Below are 24,606 nucleotides of genomic sequence, written 5' to 3'. Positions count from 1 at the left end.
GTGTGAGGTTCGGTTCCCGGGTGTGAGCTCCGGGTCGCCGCCGTCGTCGACAGCAGCCCTGCGCAACCGAACCTCTCGGTACGACAAGAGCTGCTTACGCGTCGGGGTGCTCCGGCAGAGTGAGCCAGTCCGACCAGGAGATCCCCCGGCCGAGGAAACGCGGCTGTTCGAACGGCCAGTCGGCGGCGATCCACTGCGGCACCAGCTCATCGAGGGCCTGCTCGACCTCGCTGCCCACCAGCTCGTCCACCACCCACCAGGAGACCTCGCCGTCCGCGCCGGCCCGCTCCGGCGGGTCGATGTAGACGCAGCCGAGCAGCGCTGTCTCCGCCGCGTCGAACAGCGCGTAGTTGAAGGACTGGTGCGCGGCGATCTCCTTCTCGTGCCGCAACAGGTCGGCCTGGTCGGCCTCGTAGGTCATGGTGGCCGCAGGCCAGCCCCAGGCTGGGCCGTAGATGGTCCACAGCCGCTCGCGCGAACCCATCACAGCCGGATAGTCGAGCGGGGTGTCCGCCTCCCGGATCGGCCGCAGGTGATGACCGCTTCCCGGTAGCGGTACCAGGACGGGATGGACGAAACTATCGGGGAGCCAGCTCATAGCGCCCGACCGTAGCAGCGGCGCGGCCTGCGGTCCTTTGGATTTCGCCCGTATACCGCCAGGACCGGCTCTCATGCCGGGCAGGGCCCGCGATCCCCCGATCCAGACGCCCGGTCGACCGACAGACTCCGTGATCGGTGGGGCAACGGCTTCTGAAGGGGTCAGGCGTGCAGGGACCCGTCCCGTACGGCGGTGATGAAGGCGGACCATCCGGCGGCGGGGATGAGGAGGACCGGGCCGCCGGGCACCTTCGAGTCGCGGACGGGGACGTCGGCGGGGTGGTGGTCCTGGACTTCGAGGCAGCTGCCCGACTCGCTGCCGCTGTAGGAAGACTTACGCCAGTAGGCGGGCGAAGGGTGGGTCGGGGTGATCTGCCTGGCCATGTTCTCTGTAGCCCTTCGCTGTTGCCTTCACCGCTGCCAAAGAGTCATTTCGTGACAGGGAGTCGCTCAGGGCAAGAGCGTAACGGCTCTGGAGTGCCTCGACCACGGCGGGCGAATCGTGCAGCTTCCCTACCCGCACTCCTTCGCTGTAGGCGACTGGCGGCTGGTCATCGAACCACATCAGCGTCAGCATGCTCTCCAGAAGTGAGTGGAATCCCACCGACATGGGGAGCACGTGCGTGCGGATGAGCTTCGCTTCGGTGAGCTCAATAATGTGGTCCAGTTGCTCCGTCATGACCTTCGGTCCACCGATCGGACGCCGGAGCGATGCTTCATCCAGGATCGCCCAGACCACGGGCGGCTTGGCCCCTCGAAAGATCCTTGAGCGGTTCAGCCGTGCGACGACGGCCTTGTCACACTCAGTCGGGCTCAACGGCGGGAACGCCATGCCGAGAACGGCACGTGCGTACGCTTCGGTCTGGAGAATGCCCGGCAGAAACGACAGGGCGAACTCACGGATTATCGTCGCCTGTTGTTCGAGGTGCCGCGCTGCGCCGAAGTAGTCCGCAAGGACTCCGTCGTCCTCCGCTCCGGGCCGGAAACTCGCGAGCACATTGCCTGTGCCCAGCACCCCGTCGAGGCGTCGGGCGTCCTCTTCGCTCGGCACGCGGCGTCCGGCTTCGATGTGCGAGATGTGCGACCGCGTCATGAGGGCCAGATCTGCAAGTTGCTGCTGGGTCAGCCCGGCCGCTTCGCGCTGAGCCTTCAACCACGTGCCATAGGTAGTACTCACAGCCAACTCCCGTGCGACGAGCGCGATGTCACCCCGAACTCCCTGGCGAGCCTAATCGGGCCGGTGTCACTGTGTGAGCGAATCGCTACACAGCGACGAATTCACCCCCACATCATCACGGAGTTGACTCCCCATGATCGAAAAAGCGCATAACGCCGCACGCCTGCTTCCCTGGTCCGGCGTGGGCGGCAAGCCCTGCTACGTGGTCGGCAACGGCACGGGCCGGATCTCGCGTGCCGCGGACAAGGTCGAGGCCCAGCAGCTCGGCATGGCGCTCGAACTGCTGGGCCACGCCGATGACATGCTCGACGACGAGCAGACCACCGAGATCCAGCTCCGCCACATCGGCGCGGCCCTCGCCCACTCACTGCGCGATGTGCACCGCGTCGCCCGGAGCCGGGGCCTGCGGCTGGGGATTCCCGACGACTCCGGGGACGAGCATCCCTCGGGGCCGGGACTCGTCCGGCTGCTGCCCTGATACGCGAGGGCGTCCGGGCAGCGGCAGCCGGCCGGTTCGCGGGCGGGCACGGCAAAGTGCCCGCCACTGCCGGACGGGGGCCGCTACCCCTTGATGGTGTAGGTGCAGCCCTTCGGGTTCTTCCCGGCGTCGTTGTCCGCGACCTTCTTGCCGTCGACCTTGATGACACAGGGGGCCTGCTGCAACAAGCCGTCAGCGGCGGTGATCGATCCGGGCACGGCCGTCACGAGGTAGCCCACCTTCTGTTCGGCGGCGGTGAGTTCGACGGTCTCCGTCAGCGTCCACGGGAGCGACTGCTCCTCGAATCCGCTGCTGGCCGCGTTGTACATGACGGAGACCTTGCCGGTGCCGCCGACTTCCAGCGTCACTTCGTGAGTCCCCTTGGTCTTGGCCGCAGCGTCGGACTCGGCCGCCTCCGGCGACGGGCTCTGGGAGGCGGCAGCCTTGTCGCCCGCCCGCTCGGCCCCGCTTCCGTCGCCCTTCGCCCCGTCGTCGCTTCCGCAACCCGTGAGCAGCAGCGCCGCCGCAGCGGCCAGAGCTATCCCCGTAACCGTCTTTCGCATGGGTTCCGTTCCCCGTCTCTCGTGCTCCGCGCTGTACTTTGCCGGTGTTCCTCTTCCCGCCTGCGAAGGGGGAACAGGGACACCGGCAACGATCTCATCACACCGGCGGCGGCTCGTTGACCGGGCACCCCTCCCCGGAGGAAGTACGGCCCGTCCTGTCGAGCCCCACGCCTGTCCGAGTGCACGCGGCGGTGCGTGGCGCTGTGGCAGGGGACCCGCGAGGCGGTGGGGCGGGAACGCTGGGTCGAGTGGATCGTGGGTGGAGGTCCGTGCGGCACAGGAGCGTGTCACCGTCCGGCCCCGCGAACTCTGACGGCAGGCGGACGTCGCGGACGTTCCGTCAGGGATGCGCATCCGTCCCCGGCGCCAGGGCCGTGTCGATCAGGTCGGTGAGCCGGGTGGCGGCGCGCACCGTGTCGAAGGTCGGATCGTGGAGCCCTTCCGAGACGATGGCGTCGATCGCGCCCCCGGTGATGATGGCCAGCGTCCGCGCGTCGACCGCTGCCGCTCCGCGTGCCTGAGCCGCGGCGTCGATGAGCTGCGCCAGGGGGCCCCACCTGGTCTCGGGGTCGTGGCGGAAGCCGTCCCGGTTGGCCGCTTCCACGATCATGCGCGTGTGCTGCGGATGATCGTGGAAGTGCCTGATCATCGAGCGCGTGTAGACGGCTGGGCCGTCAACCGCCTCGGCGGACTGGATCTCTGCCGCGACCTCGTCGGTCAGCACGGTGATGACATGGGTGTATGCGGCATCGATCAGGGAGTCCTTGGACTCGAAGTGATAGAAGACCGCTGCCTTCGTGATGCCGGCCGCCGTGGCGATGCCTGCCAGCGTGGTGCCCGCGTATCCTTTCGCCGCCACCTGCTCGATCGTGACCGCGATCAGCTGAGCTCGCCGCGCCTGCTCCGTCAACGTCAAGCGGTGCCCCTCGGGGCGCTGTCTCGTTGCCATGCCTCGGATTCTACCGTACGGTCGAATTATTGACCGGCCGTAAAGTGGGGAGCTGCGATGTCGGACATGACCGCCGAGGGCGACAGGGAAAGCCTGAGTGGCGACCCGGTTCTCCGGGCCGCCTCGCCTCGCACGCGGACGAGCGCCGGCGCGGCGGGGCGAAGCCTCGGTGGCGTCGTCGGTGAGGGCACGTCGTCGCCCCGGTGGTCGCGGTGACCCTCGCCCTGCCCTTCCGAGCCTCCTCCCCGGTGGGGCACTGGGACAGCGCCCAGGGTCAGGACCGGTTCCGGGCCGCCTACAGGACGGCCTTCCGTGATCTCCCGAAACGCGCGGCGACACTCGACGTCCGAACCGATCACGGCCTGGTACGCGTCTACAGGTTCGCCGGGAAACCCGATACCGGTGCGCCCCTGGTGCTGCTGCCTGGACGGGCCTCCGCCTCCCCGGTGTGGGCGGACAACCTGCCGAGCCTGCTGGCGATCGGAGACGTCTACACGATCGACCTGCTCGGGGAACCGGGCATGAGCATCCAGGACCGGCCCATCACCGGCGATGACGACCAGGCCGCATGGCTGCACCAAGTCCTCGGGGCGCTTCCGGAGGAATCCTTTCATCTCGTCGGGCTCTCCATCGGCGGCTGGACCGCTGCCAACCTGGCCCTGCGCCAGCCGGCCCGCATCGAGACCCTGACCTTGATCGACCCCGTGTACGTCTTCGCCGACATGCCCTTGCGGACGATCGCCCGATCCCTGCCGGCGTCGCTGCCCTGGTTGCCGAAATCGTGGCGCGACAGCTTCAATTCGTACACCGCTGGAGGAGCGCCGGTCGAGGACGTCCCGGTGGCGCAAATGATCGAAGCGGGGATGAAGCACTACTCCCTGAAGCTGCCCCCACCTACGCGAATCAGCGAGGACCGGCTCGCCACGCTGGACATGCCGGTGCTGGCCATCATCGCGGGCCGCTCGGTCATGCACGATGCGCGGACCGCCGCCAGGACGGCTGAACGCGCGCTGCCTGTCGGCACCGTCCGCACCTACGAGGACGCGTCCCACGCGATCAACGGTGAGCATCCCGGGCGAATCGCCAAGGACATCGCGGACTTCACCACCGCGCATCGAGCGAACGGCGAACAGATCGACGTGCCTTGGTGGTAAAGCGCGCATGGACGCAGGTGGCGGGCATGGGCGGGGCGAAGTCCGGCCGGGCTTGATCCGGACGGGCCGGCAGGGCCCGGACCGGACGACGGGGGTGGGGGGCCTGCCCGGCAGACCGTGCAGAACAGGCCCCGCCACGGGAGGACTCAGCGCTTGAGCGTGAAGGTGAAGTCGCTGGTGAGCTTGCCGCTGAGGCGGACTGCCGATACGAGGTTCCCCTCGGCGATCATCCTCATGACCTCGGCTCGCGAAAGGCCGAAGCCCTCAGCGATCAGTCGCGCCGGCCGGACTGGGATCCGCGCCCCGAAGCGGACCGAGACGTCGATCGCCTCGTTCTGCGGTTGCTCCGACTCCAGTTGAGGCGTTCCGCCGGTGTCGAGACGCCAGGCGTCGTCCCAGTCCAGGGCGATGTGATTGCGGTGCTGCACGACGGGGTCCTGGAGCAACTCGGCGGTCAGGCCGAGGTCGTTGCCGTACAGCAGGTTCAGGAGCTCGGGGCGTACGGAGCGTACGTTCACCCGTTCCAGGACGGTGAGCCTGGTGGTCTCCCCGCAACGAACGCAGAGCGCGAGGAGCCAGGCGTCGAGGAGCTTGTGGTGGGCGTTGACGCGGAATTTGCCGTTGGCACGGAAGCGTTCGGAGGCGCACCCGTGGCAACGGCGGAGGACGAGTGGCAGGCGGGTGGGAGCGACCACCCAGGACATGGACACAGAAATACACCGGTTCCAGTGAGAAGACCGCAGCGAAAAGGAGCACGGCGCACACGCAGAGGTGCGACGCGCGACGAATCAGCGCTCGGGGGTTCTCACTTGGTGTACAACGGCACGTCCTCAAGGGGGGCGACAAGGGGCCGGGGGCACGGTAGTGCTGTCCGGGTGTGCGGCTCCACCGGTTTTCGGGTGAGGGGTGGGGGGTGGGGGGTTGGGAGCGACGGATTGCCGGGCGACCGCCGAGACATCCATGCGGTGGTCCTATCGGATTGCCCTCGCCGCGCCCGGTCGGATAGGAAGCTCGCATGCTGAAGGGCGACAAGGTCGGGCTCAGGGCCCGGCACGAGGACGACATCCCGATCCTGCGGACCGAGCTGTACGACGACGTGGCCGGAACGTCGCGGGCCGAGGGCCGGCCCTGGCGGCCGGTCACGCCCGGGGCGAAGGACCCGCGGCTCGTGGTGGACGACACGGAGGACGGGAGCGTCCCGTTCTCCGTGGTGGATCTGGGCGGCGGCACGCTGGTCGGTACTGCGACGCTCTGGGGCATCGACAACCACAACCGGTCCGCGCACATCGGCCTCGGACTGCTGCCGTCCGCCCGCGGCCAGGGATACGGCACCGACGTGGTCGCGGTGCTGTGCCACTACGGGTTCGTCGTGCGCGGCCTGCACCGGCTGCAGATCGAGACGCTGTCGGACAACACCGCGATGCTGCGTTCCGCCGAGCGCAACGGCTTCGTCCGCGAAGGGGTGCTGCGCTCGTCGGCCTGGGTCATGGGCGAGTTCCTGGACGATGTGGTGCTCGGTCTTCTCGCCCCGGAGTGGAAGCCGGACGCGCAGCGCTGAGCGGCGAGGAACGTCACCCTGATATGCGCGGAATTCCGGCCTTGCGGGCGCTCGCGCAGTGCGGAACCGCCCCGGCGCGCAGACGCGCTGAGACCTCCCACCCCACCGTCGTCCTGCCGACGCCGCCCCCCCGGACGAGCAGTGCCTCTGCTGGAGGCCGTGGCCGCGCCCTGCCGCCGACCGGTCGAACCGCGCGAGCTGATGGTGCGCGGCGGGTCAGGGGGACGGGTCAGGGGGACGGGTCAGGACGGGTCCTGACCCCGCTGGTGGTGCGTGAGCAGCCGGGTGAGCAGGTCGGCGAGGGTCTGCCGGTCCTCGGCCGGAAGGGGACTCAACAGGTCGTCCTGCACCTTGTCGAGCGCCCGGTCGAGGTCTCGAAGCCGGAGACGGCCCGCCGGGGTGATGGTCACCCTGTTACGCCGTCGGTCGTCCGGGTCCGGTGTCCGCTCGACGTGACCCGGCTCGGCCAGTTCGTTGATCGCCGCCACGACGTCGCTGCGGTCCATGCTGCACCGGCGTCCGAGCTCGGCCTGGCTGGCCACCCCGAACTCCTCCAGAGCGGCCAGGATCCGGTAGTGGTAACCGCGCGCCCCCGCCTCCCCGAAGCTGGCGGACGCCAACCGATGGGCGTGCGCCGCCGCTTGGGTGAGCAGCCAACTGGGCTTCGCGGCCAGGTGTGCGGGTGTCTCTTCCACGGTGGTCATTCTATGTCGTTGGCGCAGCCAATGAATCTCTGTATGGTTGGCGACGCCAATGTTGGTTGCGCCAACGAAAAGGGGATGTCGTGTCCACGCATGCTGCGGTCGCGGACCGTATCGAGATAGCCGACCTGTTCACCCGCTTCGCGCGTCTGCTCGATGAGAAGCGGTGGGAGGACGCGGACGCCGTCTTCACCGCTGATGTGGTGGTGCACTCGCCGCGCGCGGGCGAGATTCGAGGCATCGACAAGGTCGTCGGCCACATGGGGCAGGCCGAGGTGGAGGGGGAGCACACCCAGCACCTGACCACCGATCTGCTGGTGGACATGGACGCGGACGGCGATCGGGTGGCTGCCTCGGCCAACTCGCTCGTGTACTTCTACCGCGACGACCGCAGGCCCCACATGGTCAGCGGCCTCCGACTGACCTGTGCCCTCGTGCGGACGCCGGCGGGCTGGCGGTTCTGCGAGACGCGGATCGTGCTCGCCTGGACGCGCCAGGAGTGATCCCTTTCCGGTTCCGGCCCGCGCACCTTCCGGCTCGGACCGGAAGATGCGCGGGCCGTCGTGAAGGCGGGTCCTGGTCACGGCGATGGGGCGAGCCGATCGGTGGCCCGGGAGGGGCCGCCGCGTGGGAGGCGTCTGCGCAGAGGGGGCGCTGTCACGAGGACGAACAGCGCGAACGCGGTGAGCCGTTGCAGGCCGGGCTCGGCGGCGAGATCGCTGTGCTGGATGCCGTACACCGCGTACGCATTGGCCGCGAGGTCCGTCACGACGATGGCGCACGTGAGATCGACGCCCCGCCGCCGCCCCCGGAGGAGGAGCAGGGCGGCGAGCGGGTCGAGGACGGACAGCGCGGTCCAGTACAGGTTCAGCCCGCTCGGAGCCCAGGGGTAGGGGCGCAGGCCGTGGCGTACGAGGTCGGTGACGTGAGCGAGGCCGCCCACGAAGAGCAGGACGGCCGCGATCACGCACACCAGGACCACGGCCCAGCGGGGCGCGGTGCGCATCCAGCCGATCATGTCGTGGATCACCGGAATCTCGATGGGTCGGACGGGGCGATCCCCGCCCGCCTCGACGCTCCTGGCCGCTGGTCCCGAGGATACGCAGCGCGACGGCCGACGGGGCGACGGTCGACAGGGCTTCGGGCGCTCTCGGGCGGGCAGAAGCAGCGGCTTTTGGTCACGCTCGCCGGGCACGGGTCCAGTCGTGGTTCTCGCGTACGACGGTGAATCCCGCCGATTGATAGAGCGCCACCGCGGCCTCGTTCGCGGAGGGTGTCAGGACGGCGACCGCACTCGCGCCCCGGCGAGCGAGAGCCGCGCACGCGCCCAGCACCGCATCGCGCCCGTAGCCGTGACCGCGATGGTCCGGGCGGGTGCCGACCGGTTCGAGCAGCCCGCACCTGTCCACGCCGGCGAACCACCCGGTCGCGGCGGCCGCGGGTTCCCCGGCGGGTGTGCGCACGAGCGTCTCCACGGCCAGCGGGCCCGCCGGGGACCGCGTCATCGAGCGGTGGCGCTCGACGGTGAACGTGGACCCCGCGAAGGCGTCCCGGTGCACCAGCACCCGGTCTGCCGCCTCGGCCCCGCCGACCGGTTCGGCGCGGCTCGTCACCGGCCGCGGGGCCCACGACAGGACGAGCCAGGGCTCCTCCCGATCGGGCGCCCACCCGGGCACCGGCAGGCCGTCCGACCAGTCGTTGCCGGGTACGAGCAGCTCCTCGGCATCGGCCGCGAGCGCCCCGAGATCGGCGCCGGGTGCGGCGGTCACCCGCAGTACGGGGCCGTCCAGGAAGCCGACAGCCACCGGCGCCCCCTCGACGGACCAGAGGTGGACGGCCGCGTCGTCGAACCGCAGGAACCAGCCCACGTCCCCGGGGTGAAGGCCGCCCCCCGGAGCATCGGCCGGCGTCCACGCACACAGCGCGCGCAGTGCCGGACCGGCTTCGGCGGGAGAGAGGCCGTGCCGCACGAGTGGGGTCATGGGCGGCAGGTTAGCGAGCGCGGCCACGGCGGTGCGAATGCTTTCACCGGCTCCTGAGCGCCACGGCCGCCGCCTCGGCCGATCCTCGACGCAGCCCGAACCGCAACTCCGCTCCTACGTCCGGACACCTGGGGTGTGTCCGGCGGGTCAGGACCGGACAGGCACCTGGGGTGTGTCCGGCGGGTCAGGACCGGACAGGCCGGGCCAGGCGTCGCGGACCCGGCTCTGATCCGCCGGACATGCCCTAGTGCGAGTCCCGCTCCGCCGCCTCGGCGATGAGCTTGATGCGGGCAAGACGCCGGTCCCAGTCGGCGGCGAGCGCGGCCATCCACCGCGCCGTCGCGTTCAGCGCGTCCGGCCGCACCGCGTACCGCACCTCGCGGCCGACCCGCCGGCTGGAGACGAGGCCGGCCGTGTCCAGCACGGCCAGGTGCTTGACCACGGCCTGCCGTGAGACGGGAAGCCGTCCGGCGAGCGCGGTCGCGGTGGTCTCACCCTGCTCGGCGAGCACATCCAGCAGGTGACGCCGGGTCGGCTCGGCCAGCGCGGCGAGGACATGGTCGACCGCGTCGACGGCGTCGCGGGGTCGGGCCGTCACCCGGACCGCTCGACGCGCCCCTTGAGCGCGTCGAGCACCTGCGGCCAGCCGCCGGTGTTGTCCTGCAACGCCTTGCGCCGCAGCTCCTCGGAGATGGCCAGGGCCGCGAACCCGCTCTCCACGACGCGCAGCCGCGTCTTGTCGCCCTCGGCTGTCAGCGTGAACTCCACCAGCGTGCTGTTGTCCGCGGTGATCTCCTCGCCCGGGAAGGCGCTGGCCCAGCGGTAGGCCACGTACGTCGGCGGCTCGACTTTCTCCACACGCACCGGGAAGTGGCCGTACTCCTCGCTCTTCGCCACCGTCGTCGCGCCCGGCTCGGCCACGGTGCCGGACGCGGCCGCCTGGTCGGAGGCCCAGAAGCCCGGCTCGGCCACCAGGGACCAGACCCGCTCCACGGGAGCCGCGATCAAGGTCTCGCTCTCAATCAGGTCCTCGCTCATGACGAACTCCTCAGTCGATGCCATGTGTGCAACCCAAGGGTTGCACATTCGGCTCCTGACGCGCAACCGCAGGGTTGCGTCAGATGTGATCCGGCCGGATGCCCCGGCGTTGACGTCGGGGTTCGGCCGCTCCCGTCGTCCCTCACCCCCGCCGCAGCGCGAACCACAACTCCGCCCGTACGTCCATGTCGTCCAGGTTCGCCTCCAGCAACTCCCCGCACCGGCCGATACGTTGGCGGACGGTGTTGCGGTGGACGCCCAGGGCCACCGCCGTACGGTCCCAACTGCCGTGCAGCGAGAGCCAGCAGCGCAGGGTGTCGGCCAGCGTCGAGGTGAGCGGGGCGAGGAGCGCGCGGGCGTGCGCTGCTGCCTGGTCGGGCGGGATCAGGGCGGCCAGGCCGGTGACGGGGGCGTCCACCGTCAGCGGGGCGCGGGTCGCCTCCGCGTGGCCCAGGGCGCGGGCGGCCCGGAGGTCGGCGGCGTCGAGGGCGGGGAGCGGGCAGGGGGCCGACGCGCCGAGGGTCCAGCCCGGTTGCGGGGTCGCCTCCCGGCCGGGCGGGAGCAGCACCCGTACCGCGTCCGCGTCCCGGCCCGCGTCGACCAGCGCCGAGCCGAGCGACGCCCCGAGCGCCCCGGCGGTCAGCGGGTCCGCCAGCGTGCCGTCCGTGCGGCGGGCGTGCACCACGGACCACCGGTCACCGTCGTCGCCGGACCGCGCGCCCGCCCGGGCCTGCCCGGCCTCCGCGGCTTCCGCGGCTTCCGGGCGCTCCCCGGTCTGCGCGCTCTCCCCGGCCTCCGCGCGCTCCCCGTCCCGCCCGCCCGCCATGCCCGCCCGGGCCTGCCCGGCCTCCCCGGCTTCCGCGCGCTCCTCGGCCTCCGCGCGCTCCCCGTCCCGCCCGCCCGCCGTGCCCGCCCGGGCCTGCCCGGCCGTCCCGGCCTCCGCGCGCTCCCCGGTCTGCGCGCTCTCCCCGGCCTCCGCGCGCTCCCCAGCCCGCCCCCGCTCCCCAGCCCGCCCCCGCTCCCGGGCCCCCGCGCTCTCCCGGGCCCCCGCGCTCGCCGTGCCCGCGCCGCGCCCGGTCCCCCCGCCCAGCAGCGGGCCCACCTCCGCCGGGGAAGCGCCGAGCAGCAGGCGTACGAGCGCCGCCGAGCGGTCCGCCGCGTCGGCCCCCTGGTGCGGGGCGGCCAGCAGCGACAGCAGGACCACCGCGATCCCGGCCACCGCGTGGTCGCCGGTCTCCCGCCGCCCCGTCGTCGCCAGGGCCAGCACCAGGCCCTCGCCGCCGCCCAGCGCGTACGCGGAGAGGTGCGTGTCGCCGAGGGCGTCGGTGGCCGACGCGGGGGAGCCGGGTCCTTCCTGGGCGACCACGCGAGCCAGACGCGCCAGGGCCGCACCCGCCCCAGGGGCCGCGCCCGCCCTCAGGACCGCGCCTGCCTCCGGGGCAGGGTGGGCCCCCGCCCCCGCCCCCGGGAGGCTCCCCGCCGCATGCAGCTCATCGCCCCGCGCCGTCAGCAGGGCCGCCCGCCCCCGCAGCTGCGCCGCCAGCTGGTGCAGCACCGCCGGTACGGGGTCGGGGCGGGCCGCCGCCGTCGCCAGGGCCTGCTGGGCCCGGGTCACCCGGCGCAGCTCCCGGTGGCGCGCCTGGGCCATCAGCCGCCACACCGCCCGCGCGATCGCCGTGAACGGGGTCTGCGGCGGCACCTCGATCAGCGGCAGCCCGTGCCGGTCGCACGCCTCGACCAGGGCCCGGGGAACGCTCTCGTGCACCGGCCGGACCCCGAATCCGAGCGCCGCCGCCCCCGCCTCCACCAGCCGGGCGACGTAGTGGTCCGGGTCCGTCAGCAGCACCCCGGCGCTCAGCAGCAGCTCCCCGCCGAGGAGGTACGGGTAGGGGTCGGCCATCTCCGAGGTGTGCACCCACAGCAGCTCGGCGCGCTCCGGACCGGCGATCCGGCGCAGGCCCAGCTCCTCGCGGGCGAGCAGGGCGGCGAGCGGGATCGGCGGGGTCAGCGGGGGCTGAAGCGTGGTGGTGGTCGGGGAGTCCGGCATGGATGGTTCGTCCATTCGGTATGCCATCAATAGAGGAAACGTACACTTCACCCCCGGCCCTCGGCGACCTACCGTCTTCCTCGCGCCCGCACGCCCGCACACTGGACACCGTACGAACCCGAAGGAAAGGCACATCACCCCATGAGCAGCAACGAATCGCCGCGCGGCCCCATCGACTCCTCCCGCGTCCCCCGGTACGCAGGACCCGCGACGTTCGCACGGCTGCCCCGGCTCGACGAGGTCGGCCGGGCCGATGTCGCCGTCGTCGGCGTGCCCTTCGACAGCGGGGTCTCCTACCGGCCCGGCGCCCGCTTCGGCGGCAACGCGATCCGTGAGGCGTCCCGGCTGCTGCGCCCGTACAACCCGGCCCAGGACGCCTCCCCGTTCGCCCTCGCGCAGGTCGCGGACGCCGGGGACATCGCGGCGAACCCCTTCAACATCAACGAGGCCGTGGAGACCGTCGAGGCCGCCGCCGACGACCTCCTGAACACCGGCGCCCGCCTCATGACCCTCGGCGGCGACCACACCATCGCCCTGCCGCTCCTGCGCTCCGTCGCCAAGAAGCACGGGCCCGTCGCCCTGCTCCACTTCGACGCGCACCTGGACACCTGGGACACCTACTTCGGCGCGGAGTACACCCACGGCACCCCCTTCCGCCGGGCCGTCGAGGAGAGCATCCTCGACACCTCCGCGCTCTCCCACGTCGGCACCCGGGGCCCGCTCTACGGCAAGCAGGACCTGACCGACGACGAGAAGATGGGCTTCGGCATCGTCACCTCCGCCGACGTCATGCGGCGCGGCGTCGACGAGATCACCGACCAGCTCCGCCAGCGCATCGGGGACCGCCCGCTCTACATCTCCATCGACATCGACGTCCTGGACCCGGCGCACGCCCCCGGCACCGGCACCCCCGAGGCCGGCGGCCTCACCTCCCGCGAGCTGCTGGAGATCCTGCGCGGCCTCGCCTCCTGCCACCTGGTCTCCGCCGACCTGGTGGAGGTGGCCCCCGCGTACGACCACGCCGAGATCACCTCCGTGGCCGCCTCCCACACCGCGTACGAGCTGACGACGATCATGTCCCGCCAGATCGCCGCGCGGAGGGACGCCAAGTGAGCCACGATCACGACGACCGGCCGCAGCTCACCGCCGCGCAGGCCGCCGCCGTACTGACCCCGCCGCCCGGGCGCAACGGCGGCGACCTCGTCGTGGAGTCCCTGCAAGGGCTCGGCGCGACCACCGTCTTCGGGCTGCCCGGCCAGCACGCGCTGGGCATGTTCGACGCGCTGCGGCGGTCCTCCCTGCGGTACGTCGGACTCCGCGTCGAGAACAACGCGGGCTTCGCCGCCGACGCGTACGGCCGGATCACCGGCGAGGTGGCACCGCTGCTCCTGTCCACCGGGCCCGGCGCGCTCACCTCGCTCGCCGCGCTCCAGGAGGCGGCCGCCGCCTCCGCCCCCGTACTCGCGATCGCCAGCCAGATCCCCACGGCGGGGCTCGGCGGCGGGCGTCACGGCTACCTCCACGAGCTGCGCGACCAGCAGGCGTCCGTCCGGGACATCGTGAAGTCCGTGCACACCGTGCGGGCGGCCTCGCAGATCCCGTCCGCGATCGCCGCCGCCTGGGAGTCCGCGCTGACCGCCCCGCACGGGCCGGTCTGGGTGGAGATCCCGCAGGACGTGCTGCTGGCGGAGACGACCCTGCCCGTCGTCAGCGCCATGGACGCCGCCCCGCGCGAGCTCTACCCGCGCCCCGAGCTGACGATCGCCGCCGCCCATCTGCTGTCGAACGCCGAGCGGCCGGTGATCATCGCGGGCGGCGGAGTCGTACGCTCCGACGCCTCCGGCAAGCTGCGCGCGCTGGCCGAGAAGATCGACGCCCCCGTCGTCACCACCTTCGGCGGCAAGGGCGCGTTCCCCTGGGAGCACCCGCTGTCGCTGCGCTCCTGGCTGGAGGACCGGCACACCACCGACTTCCTGGAGGACGCGGACGTCCTGCTCGTCGTCGGCTCGGGGCTCGGCGAACTCTCCTCGAACTACCACACCTTCCGCCCGCGCGGCCGGGTGATCCAGATCGAGGCGGACGCCGGGAAGCTGGAGTCCAACCACCCCGCCCTCGGCATCCACTCCGACGCGCGCGAGGCCCTGGCCGACCTGCTGGACGCCGTCGAGCGGCGCGAGGACGCGGGGGCGGCGGAGCGTGTGCGTACGGTGCTGGAGAAGGTGCGGGTCCGGATCGAGGCCCAGGAACTCACCCTGGAGCAGCAGGTCCTCACCGCCGTCCGCGAGGCGCTGCCCGACGCCTCGCCCAGCTTCTGGGACATGACGATCCTGGCGTACTGGGCGTGGTCCGCGTTCGACGCCCGCCGCCCCAACACCATGCACTCGGCCCAGGGCGCGGGCGGCCTCGGTTACGCCTTCCCGGCGGCCGTCGGGGCTGCCGCCGCCGACCCGACGACTCCGGTGCTGGCGGTCTCCGGCGACGGCGGCGCGATGTACTCGATCGCGGAACTGGCCACCGCGCGGCAGTACGACGCGCCGCTGACCTGGCTGATCGTCGACGACGGCGGCTACGGCATCCTGCGCGAGTACATGACGGACGCCTTCGGCGAGACCTCGGCCGCCGAGGCCACCGAGCTGACCCGCCCGGACTTCGTCGCCCTGGCCGAGTCCTTCGGCGTGCCCGCCGTCCGTACGACCCCGGAGTCGCTCGCCGCGGACCTGGGCAAGGCCCTGGCGGCCCCGGGACCGTCCGTCGTCGTGCTCCCGGTCCTGCTGCGGATGTTCGAGCCGACGCATCTGTAGGCCGCGCCACCTGTGGGCCGGTCCCTCAGCCGGTCGCCGCCGCCCTCTCCGTGCTCGCGTCCGCTTCCGCTTCCGCTTCGGCGGCGGGTGCGGATGCGGTGGAGGGCGGCTCCGCACCGGCCTCCTGCGCCCGGGATTCATGGGGGATGAAGGAGACCCGGACACCCTCGCCCAGCGGTGTCAGGCTGAAGTCGGCGTTCAGCGCGCGCGCGAGCCGGGCCAGCAGGGGCACGGTCGGCATGGAACCCCCGAGCTCCAGCTTGGAGACCTGCGGCTGGCTCATCCGCGCCCGCCGCGCCAGCTCGGTCTGGGCCAGCCCCAGTGCCGTACGGCGGTCGTAGACGGCCTGCCCGAGGTCCCAGGCCAGATCCAGCTCCAGGCGGCGGCGTACGCGCTCCGCGCTCTCGGCGCCGTCCTCGCCCTCCGAGATGCTCTCGGCGACCTTCCGGTCCCGGGCAAGCTTCCACTGTGCGTGACTCACCATGTGGCTCTTCCTTTCCAGACGTCGCGTCTAGACATCGCGGATGAATGTGTCGTGGGCCGGCTCGTGCTCCGTCTCGCAGATCGCCCTGGCGCGCCTGGCACGAGCGATCTCCGCATTCTCGCGCTGCCGCGTCTTGCGGAAGACGGTCAGCAGGACGACCCGGCGCTCCGGGGCCAGCCAGTACGAAATTCGTACGGCCTCGCGATTGCGCCCCAGCTCGAACCTGAGCTCCCGCACTCCGCCCCCGATGAATCGCGAGTGAGGTTCGTCCAAGGTGGTCGCGCTGCGCGCCAACCTGCCCGCCGCGTGTGCCGCCCGCTCGTAGTCACTCGCCGACAGGTTCGTCAGCCACAGTCTGACCTCCGGCTCGATCTCGATGATGAAGGGTTCTTCCATATGGGGGAGCGTATATGTCCACCAGTATATAACTGCGTCTGACGGAGGTGAAGTCCGCCGGACGAGTGACATTGCCCCGGCCTGTTGACCGGCGCTCAAGTCGGCCTCGGGCCCGCCTCTCTTTTGTTGCGGAGGGATGAAATCCGCCCCCCGTGATGTTGGTGCCTTCCGGTAGAGCAGGCCCGCGATCCGGGTAACCGGACACGGGCATGCCGACAGACGGGGCGATAGGGAGGCAACGCGTGACGGGCGCAGAGCAGCAGGGGTGGGGCCGGCGGCTTACCGGGTACGCGTGGCGCTACCGGCGCAACGTCCTGCTCGCCCTCGGCTCCTCGCTCGGCGGGATGGCCGTCATGGCCCTCGTCCCGCTGATCACCAAGGTGATCATCGACGACGTCGTCACCGACCACACCCGCTCGCTCGCCGTCTGGACCGGCCTCCTCGTCGGAGCCGCCGCCCTCGTCTACGTCGCCACCTACATCCGGCGGTACTACGGCGGCCGGCTCGCCCTCGACGTCCAGCACGACCTGCGTACGGACATGTACGCGACGATCACCAAGCTCGACGGCAAGCGCCAGGACGAGCTGTCCACCGGCCAGGTCGTCGGCCGCGCGACCAGCGACCTCCAGCTCATCCAGGGCCTGCTGTTCATGCTCCCGATGACCATCGGGAACGTCCTGCTCTTCCTGCTCTCCCTGGTGATCATGGCGTGGCTGTCCCTGCCGCTCACCCTCGTCGCCCTCGCCGTCGCCCCCGCGCTCTGGGCCATCGCCCGCCGCTCCCGCAAGCGCCTCTTCCCCGCCACCTGGTACGCCCAGGGCCAGGCCGCCGCCGTCGCCGGGGTCGTCGACGGGGCCGTCTCCGGGGTGCGGGTCGTCAAGGGGTTCGGCCAGGAGGACCAGGAGACCGGCAAGCTCCGCGAGGTCAGCCGCCGGCTCTTCGCCGGGCGGCTGCGCACCATCCGGCTCAACTCCCGCTACACCCCCGCCCTCCAGGCCGTGCCCGCGCTCGGCCAGGTCGCCATGCTCGCCCTCGGCGGCTGGCTGGCCACCCGGGGCGAGATCACCCTCGGCACGTTCGTCGCCTTCTCGACCTACCTCGCCCAGCTCGTCGGCCCGGTCCGGATGCTCGCCATGGTCCTCACGGTCGGCCAGCAGGCCCGCGCCGGCGTGGAACGCGTCCTGGAGCTCATCGACACCGAGCCCTCCATGCGGGACGGCACGAAGGAGCTGCCCGCCGACGCCCCGGCCGGGATCGAGTTCGACGACGTCCGGTTCGGTTACGCTCCGCTCCGCTCCGCCTCCGCCGCGGACACGAACCTCGTAAGCGGAGCCGACGAGCGCCCGGTCCTCGACGGCTTCTCGCTCACCGTCGAACCCGGCGAGACCGTCGCCCTCGTCGGAGCCTCCGGCAGCGGCAAGTCCACCGTCTCGCTCCTGGTGCCCCGCTTCTACGACGTCTCCCACGGCGCGGTCCTGATCGGCGGCCACGACGTCCGCGAGCTCACCCAGGCGTCCCTGCGCTCCGCCATCGGGCTCGTCCCCGAGGACAGCTTCCTCTTCTCCGACACCGTCCGCGCCAACATCGCCTACGGCTTCCCCGACGCCACCCAGGAGCAGATCGAGCAGGCCGCCCGCGCCGCCCAGGCCGACCGGTTCATCGCCGAGCTGCCGAAGGGCTACGACACCACGGTCGGCGAGCACGGGCTCACCCTCTCCGGCGGCCAGCGCCAGCGCGTCGCCCTCGCCCGCGCCATCCTCACCGACCCCCGGCTCCTGCTCCTCGACGACGCGACCTCCGCCGTCGACGCCCGCGTCGAGCACGAGATCCACGAGGCGCTGAAGCAGGTGATGGCAGGCCGCACCACCCTCCTCATCGCCCACCGCCGCTCCACCCTCGCCCTCGCGGACCGCATCGCCGTCCTCGACGCGGGCAAGGTCGCCGCCATCGGCACCCACGAGGAGCTGGAGCGCACCTCCCCGCTCTACCGCCGTCTCCTCACCGACCCCGACGAGCTCGGCGGCGCGTCCCCGGGCCACCGCCCGCCGCGCGGCGAACCGGACCCCGAGAGCGACCGGGCCGCCCTCCAGGAGGAGCTGGCCGCCGAGTTCGACGCCGAGCGCGGCATCACGCCCGAGCTGTGGATCCGCAAGGAGGAGGAGGGGGACGCCACGGTCGACGGGATGCCCGCCACGCCCGAGCTGCTCGCCCAGGTCGAGGCGCTGCCGCCCGCCACCGGCACCCCGCAGGTCGACGAGGCGCGCGCCGTGCGGCCCGAGGAGTCCTACGGGCTGCGCCGGCTGCTGCGCGGCTTCGGCGCGGCCCTGCTCATCAGCCTCGGGCTCGTCGCCGTCGACGCCGGGATGGGCCTGCTGCTGCCGATCCTGATCCGGTACGGCATCGACGAGGGCGTCACCCAGGTGTCGATGGGCGCGGTGTGGGCGGCCTCCGCGATCGGCCTGGCCGTCGTGCTCGTCCAGTGGGTGGCCCAGACCGGCGAGATCCGGATGACCGGCCGCACCGGCGAACGGGTCCTCTACTCGCTCCGCCTCAAGATCTTCGCCCAGCTCCAGCGCCTGGGCCTCGACTACTACGAGCGCGAGCTCACCGGCCGGATCATGACCCGGATGACCACGGACGTGGACGCCCTGTCCACGTTCCTCCAGACCGGACTGGTCACCGCGTTCGTCTCCGTCGTCACCTTCTTCGGCATCATGGTCGCCCTGCTCGTCCTGGACGTCCAGCTCGCCCTGGTCGTCTTCGCGACCCTGCCCGTGCTGATCGTCGGGACCTTCTTCTTCCGCCGCAGCAGCGTCAAGGCGTACGAACTGGCCCGTGAGCGCATCAGCGGCGTCAACGCCGACCTCCAGGAGTCCGTCGCCGGCCTCCGTATCGTCCAGGCGTTCGGCCGGGAGCGCGCCGGGGCCGCCCGCTTCAGCGAGCGCAGCGACCACTACCGCCGGGCCCGGGTCCGCGGCCAGTGGCTGATCTCGATCTACTTCCCGTTCGTCCAGCTGCTGGCCTCCGTCGCCGCGGCGGCGGTCATCATCGTCGGCGCGGGCCGGGTCGACAACGGCACGCTTACCACCGGAGCGCTGGTCGCCTACCTCCTGTACATCGAGCTGTTCTTCGCCCCCGTCCAGCAGCTCTCCCAGGTCTTCGACGGCTACCAGCAGGCCACCGTCTCCCTCGGCCGCATCCAGGAACTGCTGCGCGAGCCCACCTCCACCGCCGACTCCGACGAACCGATGGACGTGCTCTCCCTGCGCGGCGAGATCGCGTTCGAGGACGTCTCCTTCGCGTACGGTCCCGAGGACGCGGAGGGCGGCCCGAAGGGCGTCGCAAGCGGCGCGAAGGAAGAGGCCCTCACCGGCATCGACCTGCGCATCCCCGCCGGACAGACGGTCGCCTTCGTCGGGGAGACGGGCGCGGGGAAGTCCACTCTGGTCAAGCTCGTCGCCCGGTTCTACGACCCCACCACCGGCCGGGTCACCGCGGACGGCACCGATCTGCGCCGGCTCGACATGACCGCCTACCGCCACCGCCTCGGGGTCGTGCCCCAGGAGGCGTACCTCTTCGCCGGCACGGTCCGCGACGCCATCGCCTACGGGCTGCCCGACGCCACCGACGCCCGGGTGGAGGCCGCCGCCCGCGCGGTCGGCGCGCACGACATGATCGCCACCCTGGAGGACGGCTACCTCCACGAGGTCGCCGAGCGCGGACGCAACCTCTCCGCCGGGCAGCGCCAGCTCATCGCGCTCGCCCGCGCCGAGCTCGTCGACCCGGACATCCTCCTCCTCGACGAGGCCACCGCGTCCCTGGACCTCGCCACCGAGGCCCTGGTCAACCAGGCCACCGACCGGCTCACCGGCCGCCGCACCACCCTGGTGGTGGCGCACCGCCTGACCACCGCCGCCCGCGCCGACCGGGTCGTGGTGATGGACCAGGGGCGCGTCGTGGAGGACGGCACGCACGACGAGCTGCTGGCCAGGGACGGGCAGTACGCCCGGCTGTGGCGCACGTTCATAGGCGAGGGCATAGGGGAGGACGAGCCGGCGGGCGTCTGAAGCACCCGGGCCCGCGCATTCCCGAAGCCGCGCGCCCCCGGCGTCTGAGGCACCCCCGGGCCCCCGGCCCCCGGGCATCCCCGAAGCCGCGCGCCCCCGGCGACTGAGGCACCCCCGGGCCCCCGGGCCCCACCCCCCCAGGCATCCGAGGCGGCCCCGCGCATGCAACCCCCCAGCCGTCTGGTGCGTCGTAGCCAGGAACGCGCAGATGCGTACAGATGTCAGGTGGGGGCGAAAGTGTTCGACAGGACGGCGGGATCGCGGCGATCGCAGGGGCGGTCCCGGGCCGAGAGGGCGGTGGCACGCCTCCTCGTCCTGCCGCTGCTGGCCGGGCTCGTCGTGTTGCTCGGCTCCCCGGCCACCGCGCAGGCCGCGCCCGCCTGCTCCGGCCGCCCGGCGAAGACCATCGCCTTCGCCACCGGGGAGCTGCGCGTCTACAAGAGCCGCGCCCATGTCTGTGCCGTCACCGTGGCCAAGAAGCCGGGCAAGCGGCGGACGATGAGCGTCTCGCTCCAGCCGCGCGGCGGACGCGTGGTCCGCGACAGCGGATCGTTCACGAAGATGGCCGGGCCGGTGACGGTGAACGCCCTCAACCGCTGCGTCCGGGCCACCGGAGCGGTCGCCGGGCGCACGGCCGCGACCAGCTGGATTCTGTGCTGACGCCCCTCTTCTCCGGAATGGGCCGAACGTCCCGGCAAACGGCGTAAGCGCGGATCGGGAAACAGGACACGCCCAACTGGGTCTGGCGTGGCGTGCGTTGCCCTCGCTAAGTTCACCGCGACTGTTGTGAATGAGACCGACCGGCAGACGGAGGGTGGGAGAAGGAGCGGGACGGGCCGCGTGCCCGGCCCGCGACGCCGCCCTCCATCTGCCGGCCGGTCCGAAGGGGAGGGTGTATGCGCAAGGCGCTCACAGGGGTTCTCTCGCTCGCGGTGCTCATAGGCACAGTGGGAGCGGCGGGAGCCTCGGCCGGTGCGGCCACCGCCGCGGAACCGGACGCGAAGCAGAGCGGCGGCGCCGCCGCGATCAGCCGGGCGGGCGGCGAGGCAGGCAGCGATGCGAGCAACCAGGACGTCAAGGACCGCATCCTGGCCATCCCGGGAATGAGTCTGATCGAGGAGAAGCCCTACGCGGGATACCGCTACTTCGTCCTCAACTACACCCAGCCGGTCGACCACCGGCGTCCGTCCAAGGGAACGTTCCAGCAGCGCATCACCGTGCTGCACAAGGACACCTCCCGTCCCACGGTCTTCTCGACCAGCGGCTACAACGTCTCGACCAACCCCAGCCGCAGCGAGCCGACCCAGATCATCGACGGCAACCAGGTCTCCCTGGAGTACCGCTTCTTCACCCCGTCCCGCCCGGCGCCCGCCGACTGGTCGAAGCTCGACATCTGGCAGGCGGCCAGTGACCAGCACCGGGTGTTCACGGCGCTCAAGAAGATCTACGGGAAGAAGTGGCTGGCCACCGGCGGCTCCAAGGGGGGCATGACCGCCACCTACTTCGAGCGGTTCTACCCGAAGGACATGGACGGCGTCGTCGCCTACGTCGCGCCCAACGACGTGGTGAACGACGAGGACTCCGCGTACGACCGGTTCTTCCGCGACGTCGGCACCAAGGAGTGCCGCGACCGGCTCGCCGGGGTGCAGCGCGAGGCGCTGGTCCGCCGGGGCCCGTTGCAGAAGAAGTACAAGGAGTACGCCGCCGCCAACGGCTACACCTTCAACACGGTCGGCTCCCTCGACCGGGCCTACGAGGCGGTCGTCCTGGACTACGTCTGGGCGTTCTGGCAGTACAGCCTGCTCGCCGACTGCGGCGAGATCCCGGCCGACGCCAAGAAGGCCGGCGACCAGGAGATCTGGGACTCCGTCGACGGCATCTCCGGCTTCTCGTTCTTCGCGGACCAGGGCCTGGAGCCGTACACCCCGTACTTCTACCAGGCGGGCACCCAGCTCGGTTCGCCGACCATCAAGCAGCCCTGGCTCGGCAACCTGAGCCGCTACGGCTACCAGCCCCCGCGCGCCTTCGTGCCCCGCTCCATCCCGATGAAGTTCGACCGGGGCGCGATGCGGGACGTGGACAGCTGGGTCCGGAACAACGCCCGGCGGATGATGTACGTCAACGGGGAGAACGACCCGTGGGGTGCGGAGCCCTTCCGCCTCGGGCGCGGGGCCAAGGACAGCTACGTCTACACCGTGCCCGGCGGCAACCACGGGGCCCGGGTCTCCGGTCTCGTCGCCGACGAGAAGGCGAAGGCCACCGCCGACATCCAGCGCTGGGCCGGGGTCGCTCCGGCGGCCGTCCAGGCGGACCCGGCGAAGGCGAAGCCGCTGGCGAAGTTCGACACCAGGCTGGACCAGCGCAACGGCGAGGTCGAGCGCGACGAGGCCACGCTCCGCCCGTAGCAGAGGTGCTGCGGGCGCTGGGTCCCCCGGCTCAGCGCCCGCAGCCCCTGCCATGAGCCTGGCGCCCGCCGGCTCCCCCGTACGCGTAGGGGAGAGCCGGCGGGCGCCGTGCCGCTACCGGTACGACAGCCCGTGGCCCACCGGGTACAGCACCCGCGCCGGGTCGTCCGCGCGCTGCACCGGGACCGGGAGCCTGCCCTCCGGTCGGGCGCGGCCCGCGATCACCCGGGCGGCGGCGCGGAGTTCGACGTCCGTCCAGGAGTAGGACGCCAGGATCGCGGCGACCCCCCGGCCCGTGAGGTGGGCCGCGTCGTACGGGTTGCGGATCGCCACGACGACCACCGGGACGCCGGTCGCCACGAGGGCGTCGACGAGGGTGCGTTGCGTGCTGCTCGCCGTGACGTTGTACGTGGCCACGATCACCGCGTCCCTGCCCTCTGCGGCGGCGACGGCTTCGGCGGTCTTCGCCTGGTTCGGGGCCGTACCGGTGGACAACGCCGTGGCGGCGAAGCCCAGTTCGGTGAAGGCGTCGGCCAGGACGGTGGTCGGCGGGCCCGTGGTGCCGGACGGGGACGCCGGGTCCGCGCCCACGACCAGCAGCCGGCGGTGGGTGCGGCGGGAGAGCGGCAGCAGCGCGCCGGGGTCGGCCAGCAGCGTCGTCGTGCGCTCGGCGATCCGGTCGGCGTCGGCGCGGTGCTTGCGGATGCCGACCGTGCGGTCCACCCCCCGTTCGCTGACGAACGGGTCGCGGAACAGGCCCAGCCTCGTCTTCAGCCGCAGAATGCGCAGGATCGATTCATCGATACGCGCCTCGCTGATCTCGCCGCCCCGTACCGCCGCCAGCACGGCGTTCCAGGCGACCGACAGGTTCGGCGGGTTCAGCAGTTGGTCCACGCCCGCCAGCAGCGCGAGGACCGGGACGCGGTCGTCGCCGTACTTCGTGCGTACGCCCTCCATGCCCAGCGAGTCCGTGACCACCACCCCGTCGTAGCCCAGCTCCTCACGCAGGATGCCGGTGAGGATCGGCCGGGAGAGCGTGGCCGGGTCCTCGGAGGGGTCGAGCGCAGGGACCACGATGTGCGCAGTCATGATCGAGTCGATACGGGCCCGGATCGCGGCCCGGAACGGCGGCGCGTCCAGCTCCTCCCACTCCTCGCGGGTGTGCTCGATGACCGGCAGCCCGGTGTGGCTGTCGGTGCTGGTGTCGCCGTGCCCGGGGAAGTGCTTGGCGGTCGCCGCGACCCCGGCGTCCTGGTACCCCTTCACCTGCGCCGCGACCAGCTCGGCCACCGACGCGGGGTCGGAGCCGAAGGAGCGTACGCCGATGACCGGGTTGGCCGGGTTGACGTTCACGTCGGCGTCCGGCGCGTAGTTCTGGTTGATGCCGAGCGCGGCCAGTTCGGCCCCCGCGATCCAGGCCGACCGCCGGGTGTCGGAGCGCGAGCCGCCCGCGCCGAGCGCCATCGCGCCCGGCAGCAGGGTGGCGGGTTCGCCGACCCGGCAGACGATGCCGTGCTCCTGGTCGGTGGAGACGATCAGCGGCAGGCCGGAGCCGGTGGAACGGGCGGCGCGCTGGAGGCCGTTGGAGAGGGCGGCGATCTGGTGCGGGTCGCGGGTGTTGCGCGCCCAGGTGAAGTAGATGATGCCGCCGACGTGGTACGTGGCGACCAGCTCGGCGGCGGTACGGACCCCGATCTCCTTGAGGTTCGCGTCGATGTCGGCCTGGTCGGGGTCGGTGGCGTGATGCCCGTACGCCCGCATGACGAAGAGCTGGCCGACCTTCTCCTCCAGGCTCATCCCGGCGATGATCCGCCGCAGCCCGCGGTCGGTGGAGGCGTCGTGGGGGTGCGCGGCGGCGGTGCCGGTGACGGAGAGGACGCCGGTGGCCGCGGCGGCGGTCGCGGCGGCGGAGGCGGTGAGGAGGGTGCGTCGTGAGGTGCGGTGGGGCACGTGAGCTCCTTCCCGGGGGTGAAAGAAACTTCCAAGATGATACGGATATAGGGAAAGTAACTTTCGGTCAAGGGGGCGGGCACGGAACGGGAACGACACGCGCGCGAAGGAGTGGCCGGACCCCGATGCTCCCCGCCGCCCGCTTTCGCCCTGCCCTGCTCTCGGCCCTCCGTGCCTGCTCTCGGGCTTCCCTGCTCTCGGCCCTCTCCGGCCCTCTCCGGCCCTCTCCGGCCCTCTCCGGCCCTCGGCGCTCCTCGCC

At 72.0% G+C, this 24,606-nt stretch carries 24 protein-coding genes; 9 read left to right on the top strand and 15 right to left on the bottom strand.

Features of this window, described 5'->3' with window-relative positions; genetic code table 11:
* Nucleotides 1–94: 94 nt before the first annotated feature.
* The 3 genes from ACLJPL_RS03760 to ACLJPL_RS03750 all read right to left on the bottom strand — a co-directional run bounded on the left by ACLJPL_RS03760 (nucleotide 95) and on the right by ACLJPL_RS03750 (nucleotide 1,774).
* The gene (locus ACLJPL_RS03760) at nucleotides 95–598 is read right to left on the bottom strand and encodes an N-acetyltransferase (RefSeq protein ID WP_411079194.1); all 504 of its coding nucleotides are present in this window, start codon (nucleotides 596–598) and stop codon (nucleotides 95–97) included.
* 161 nt (nucleotides 599–759) lie between these two features.
* Nucleotides 760–981 (bottom strand): DUF397 domain-containing protein, encoded by a 222-nt coding sequence (locus ACLJPL_RS03755; RefSeq protein ID WP_411079193.1) that lies wholly within the window; start codon nucleotides 979–981, stop codon nucleotides 760–762.
* Nucleotides 932–1,774, bottom strand: coding sequence for a helix-turn-helix domain-containing protein (locus tag ACLJPL_RS03750; protein ID WP_411079192.1), 843 nt, complete (start codon nucleotides 1,772–1,774; stop codon nucleotides 932–934). The genes ACLJPL_RS03755 and ACLJPL_RS03750 overlap by 50 nt, the downstream gene beginning before the upstream one ends.
* Nucleotides 1,775–1,907: 133 nt before the next feature.
* Here ACLJPL_RS03750 and ACLJPL_RS03745 point away from each other — a divergent pair, with 133 nt between their 5' ends.
* On the top strand, nucleotides 1,908–2,252 hold the full coding sequence (locus ACLJPL_RS03745) for a hypothetical protein (protein WP_411079191.1): 345 nt from the start codon (nucleotides 1,908–1,910) through the stop codon (nucleotides 2,250–2,252).
* 83 nt (nucleotides 2,253–2,335) lie between these two features.
* On the opposite strand, the gene ACLJPL_RS03740 is transcribed toward ACLJPL_RS03745, so the two are convergent.
* Nucleotides 2,336–2,815 (bottom strand): hypothetical protein, encoded by a 480-nt coding sequence (locus ACLJPL_RS03740; RefSeq protein WP_411079190.1) that lies wholly within the window; start codon nucleotides 2,813–2,815, stop codon nucleotides 2,336–2,338.
* Between the two features lie 340 nt (nucleotides 2,816–3,155).
* Nucleotides 3,156–3,731, bottom strand: coding sequence for a TetR/AcrR family transcriptional regulator (locus ACLJPL_RS03735; protein ID WP_411079189.1), 576 nt, complete (start codon nucleotides 3,729–3,731; stop codon nucleotides 3,156–3,158).
* Nucleotides 3,732–3,976: 245 nt separating this feature from the next.
* Here ACLJPL_RS03735 and ACLJPL_RS03730 point away from each other — a divergent pair, with 245 nt between their 5' ends.
* A complete protein-coding gene (locus tag ACLJPL_RS03730) occupies nucleotides 3,977–4,918 on the top strand; it encodes an alpha/beta fold hydrolase (protein ID WP_411079188.1) in 942 nt (313 codons plus the stop codon).
* 146 nt (nucleotides 4,919–5,064) lie between these two features.
* Here ACLJPL_RS03730 and ACLJPL_RS03725 read toward each other — a convergent pair whose 3' ends face one another.
* Entirely contained in the window at nucleotides 5,065–5,628 is a 564-nt protein-coding gene (locus ACLJPL_RS03725) for a DUF1062 domain-containing protein (protein ID WP_411079187.1), read from the bottom strand.
* Between the two features lie 305 nt (nucleotides 5,629–5,933).
* Here ACLJPL_RS03725 and ACLJPL_RS03720 point away from each other — a divergent pair, with 305 nt between their 5' ends.
* Nucleotides 5,934–6,476, top strand: a complete 543-nt coding sequence (locus tag ACLJPL_RS03720) for a GNAT family N-acetyltransferase (RefSeq protein WP_411079186.1) — start codon at nucleotides 5,934–5,936, stop codon at nucleotides 6,474–6,476.
* Between the two features lie 242 nt (nucleotides 6,477–6,718).
* On the opposite strand, the gene ACLJPL_RS03715 is transcribed toward ACLJPL_RS03720, so the two are convergent.
* Nucleotides 6,719–7,180, bottom strand: a complete 462-nt coding sequence (locus ACLJPL_RS03715; RefSeq protein ID WP_411079185.1) for a MarR family winged helix-turn-helix transcriptional regulator — start codon at nucleotides 7,178–7,180, stop codon at nucleotides 6,719–6,721.
* 80 nt (nucleotides 7,181–7,260) lie between these two features.
* Here ACLJPL_RS03715 and ACLJPL_RS03710 point away from each other — a divergent pair, with 80 nt between their 5' ends.
* Nucleotides 7,261–7,680, top strand: coding sequence for a nuclear transport factor 2 family protein (locus ACLJPL_RS03710; RefSeq protein WP_411079184.1), 420 nt, complete (start codon nucleotides 7,261–7,263; stop codon nucleotides 7,678–7,680).
* Between the two features lie 77 nt (nucleotides 7,681–7,757).
* Here the strand turns inward: ACLJPL_RS03710 and ACLJPL_RS03705 are convergent, their stop codons facing one another.
* From ACLJPL_RS03705 to ACLJPL_RS03685, 5 genes are all read right to left on the bottom strand, one after another.
* Nucleotides 7,758–8,207, bottom strand: a complete 450-nt coding sequence (locus tag ACLJPL_RS03705) for a hypothetical protein (RefSeq protein ID WP_411079183.1) — start codon at nucleotides 8,205–8,207, stop codon at nucleotides 7,758–7,760.
* A gap of 148 nt (nucleotides 8,208–8,355) precedes the next feature.
* Complete coding sequence (locus ACLJPL_RS03700; protein ID WP_411079182.1) at nucleotides 8,356–9,159, bottom strand: GNAT family N-acetyltransferase; 804 nt, start codon at nucleotides 9,157–9,159, stop codon at nucleotides 8,356–8,358.
* A gap of 244 nt (nucleotides 9,160–9,403) precedes the next feature.
* Nucleotides 9,404–9,757 (bottom strand): ArsR/SmtB family transcription factor, encoded by a 354-nt coding sequence (locus ACLJPL_RS03695; protein WP_411079181.1) that lies wholly within the window; start codon nucleotides 9,755–9,757, stop codon nucleotides 9,404–9,406.
* Nucleotides 9,754–10,197 carry an SRPBCC domain-containing protein gene (locus tag ACLJPL_RS03690; RefSeq protein ID WP_411079453.1) on the bottom strand — a complete coding sequence of 148 codons (444 nt, stop codon included), beginning with the start codon at nucleotides 10,195–10,197 and terminating at the stop codon, nucleotides 9,754–9,756. Before ACLJPL_RS03690 ends, ACLJPL_RS03695 begins: the two co-directional genes overlap by 4 nt.
* Before the next feature lie 142 nt (nucleotides 10,198–10,339).
* Nucleotides 10,340–12,271, bottom strand: coding sequence for a PucR family transcriptional regulator ligand-binding domain-containing protein (locus ACLJPL_RS03685; protein WP_411079180.1), 1,932 nt, complete (start codon nucleotides 12,269–12,271; stop codon nucleotides 10,340–10,342).
* Nucleotides 12,272–12,385: 114 nt separating this feature from the next.
* Between ACLJPL_RS03685 and speB the strand changes: the two genes are divergently transcribed.
* The gene (speB, locus tag ACLJPL_RS03680) at nucleotides 12,386–13,357 is read left to right on the top strand and encodes an agmatinase (RefSeq protein ID WP_411079179.1); all 972 of its coding nucleotides are present in this window, start codon (nucleotides 12,386–12,388) and stop codon (nucleotides 13,355–13,357) included.
* Nucleotides 13,354–15,045 (top strand): thiamine pyrophosphate-binding protein, encoded by a 1,692-nt coding sequence (locus ACLJPL_RS03675; RefSeq protein ID WP_411079178.1) that lies wholly within the window; start codon nucleotides 13,354–13,356, stop codon nucleotides 15,043–15,045. Before speB ends, ACLJPL_RS03675 begins: the two co-directional genes overlap by 4 nt.
* Before the next feature lie 25 nt (nucleotides 15,046–15,070).
* On the opposite strand, the gene ACLJPL_RS03670 is transcribed toward ACLJPL_RS03675, so the two are convergent.
* Together ACLJPL_RS03670 and ACLJPL_RS03665 are read right to left on the bottom strand one after the other, a co-directional pair.
* Nucleotides 15,071–15,529 carry a helix-turn-helix domain-containing protein gene (locus ACLJPL_RS03670; RefSeq protein WP_411079177.1) on the bottom strand — a complete coding sequence of 153 codons (459 nt, stop codon included), beginning with the start codon at nucleotides 15,527–15,529 and terminating at the stop codon, nucleotides 15,071–15,073.
* A gap of 27 nt (nucleotides 15,530–15,556) precedes the next feature.
* Nucleotides 15,557–15,925 (bottom strand): type II toxin-antitoxin system RelE/ParE family toxin, encoded by a 369-nt coding sequence (locus ACLJPL_RS03665; RefSeq protein WP_411079176.1) that lies wholly within the window; start codon nucleotides 15,923–15,925, stop codon nucleotides 15,557–15,559.
* Between the two features lie 242 nt (nucleotides 15,926–16,167).
* Here ACLJPL_RS03665 and ACLJPL_RS03660 point away from each other — a divergent pair, with 242 nt between their 5' ends.
* From ACLJPL_RS03660 to ACLJPL_RS03650, 3 genes are all read left to right on the top strand, one after another.
* A complete protein-coding gene (locus tag ACLJPL_RS03660; RefSeq protein ID WP_411079175.1) occupies nucleotides 16,168–19,992 on the top strand; it encodes an ABC transporter ATP-binding protein in 3,825 nt (1,274 codons plus the stop codon).
* A 297-nt stretch (nucleotides 19,993–20,289) separates the two neighbouring features.
* Entirely contained in the window at nucleotides 20,290–20,652 is a 363-nt protein-coding gene (locus tag ACLJPL_RS03655) for a hypothetical protein (protein WP_411079174.1), read from the top strand.
* A gap of 236 nt (nucleotides 20,653–20,888) precedes the next feature.
* Nucleotides 20,889–22,397 carry a S28 family serine protease gene (locus ACLJPL_RS03650; protein WP_411079173.1) on the top strand — a complete coding sequence of 503 codons (1,509 nt, stop codon included), beginning with the start codon at nucleotides 20,889–20,891 and terminating at the stop codon, nucleotides 22,395–22,397.
* Between the two features lie 114 nt (nucleotides 22,398–22,511).
* Here ACLJPL_RS03650 and ACLJPL_RS03645 read toward each other — a convergent pair whose 3' ends face one another.
* Nucleotides 22,512–24,347, bottom strand: a complete 1,836-nt coding sequence (locus ACLJPL_RS03645) for a glycoside hydrolase family 3 protein (protein WP_411079172.1) — start codon at nucleotides 24,345–24,347, stop codon at nucleotides 22,512–22,514.
* Between the last annotated feature and the right edge of the window lie 259 nt (nucleotides 24,348–24,606).

This window comes from Streptomyces sp. cmx-18-6, assembly GCF_046548915.1.
In the GTDB taxonomy this organism is placed as follows: Bacteria; Actinomycetota; Actinomycetes; order Streptomycetales; family Streptomycetaceae; genus Streptomyces.
The sequence above is the reverse complement of the archived record's forward strand: the minus strand, read 5'-3'. Positions and strand labels throughout refer to the sequence as shown.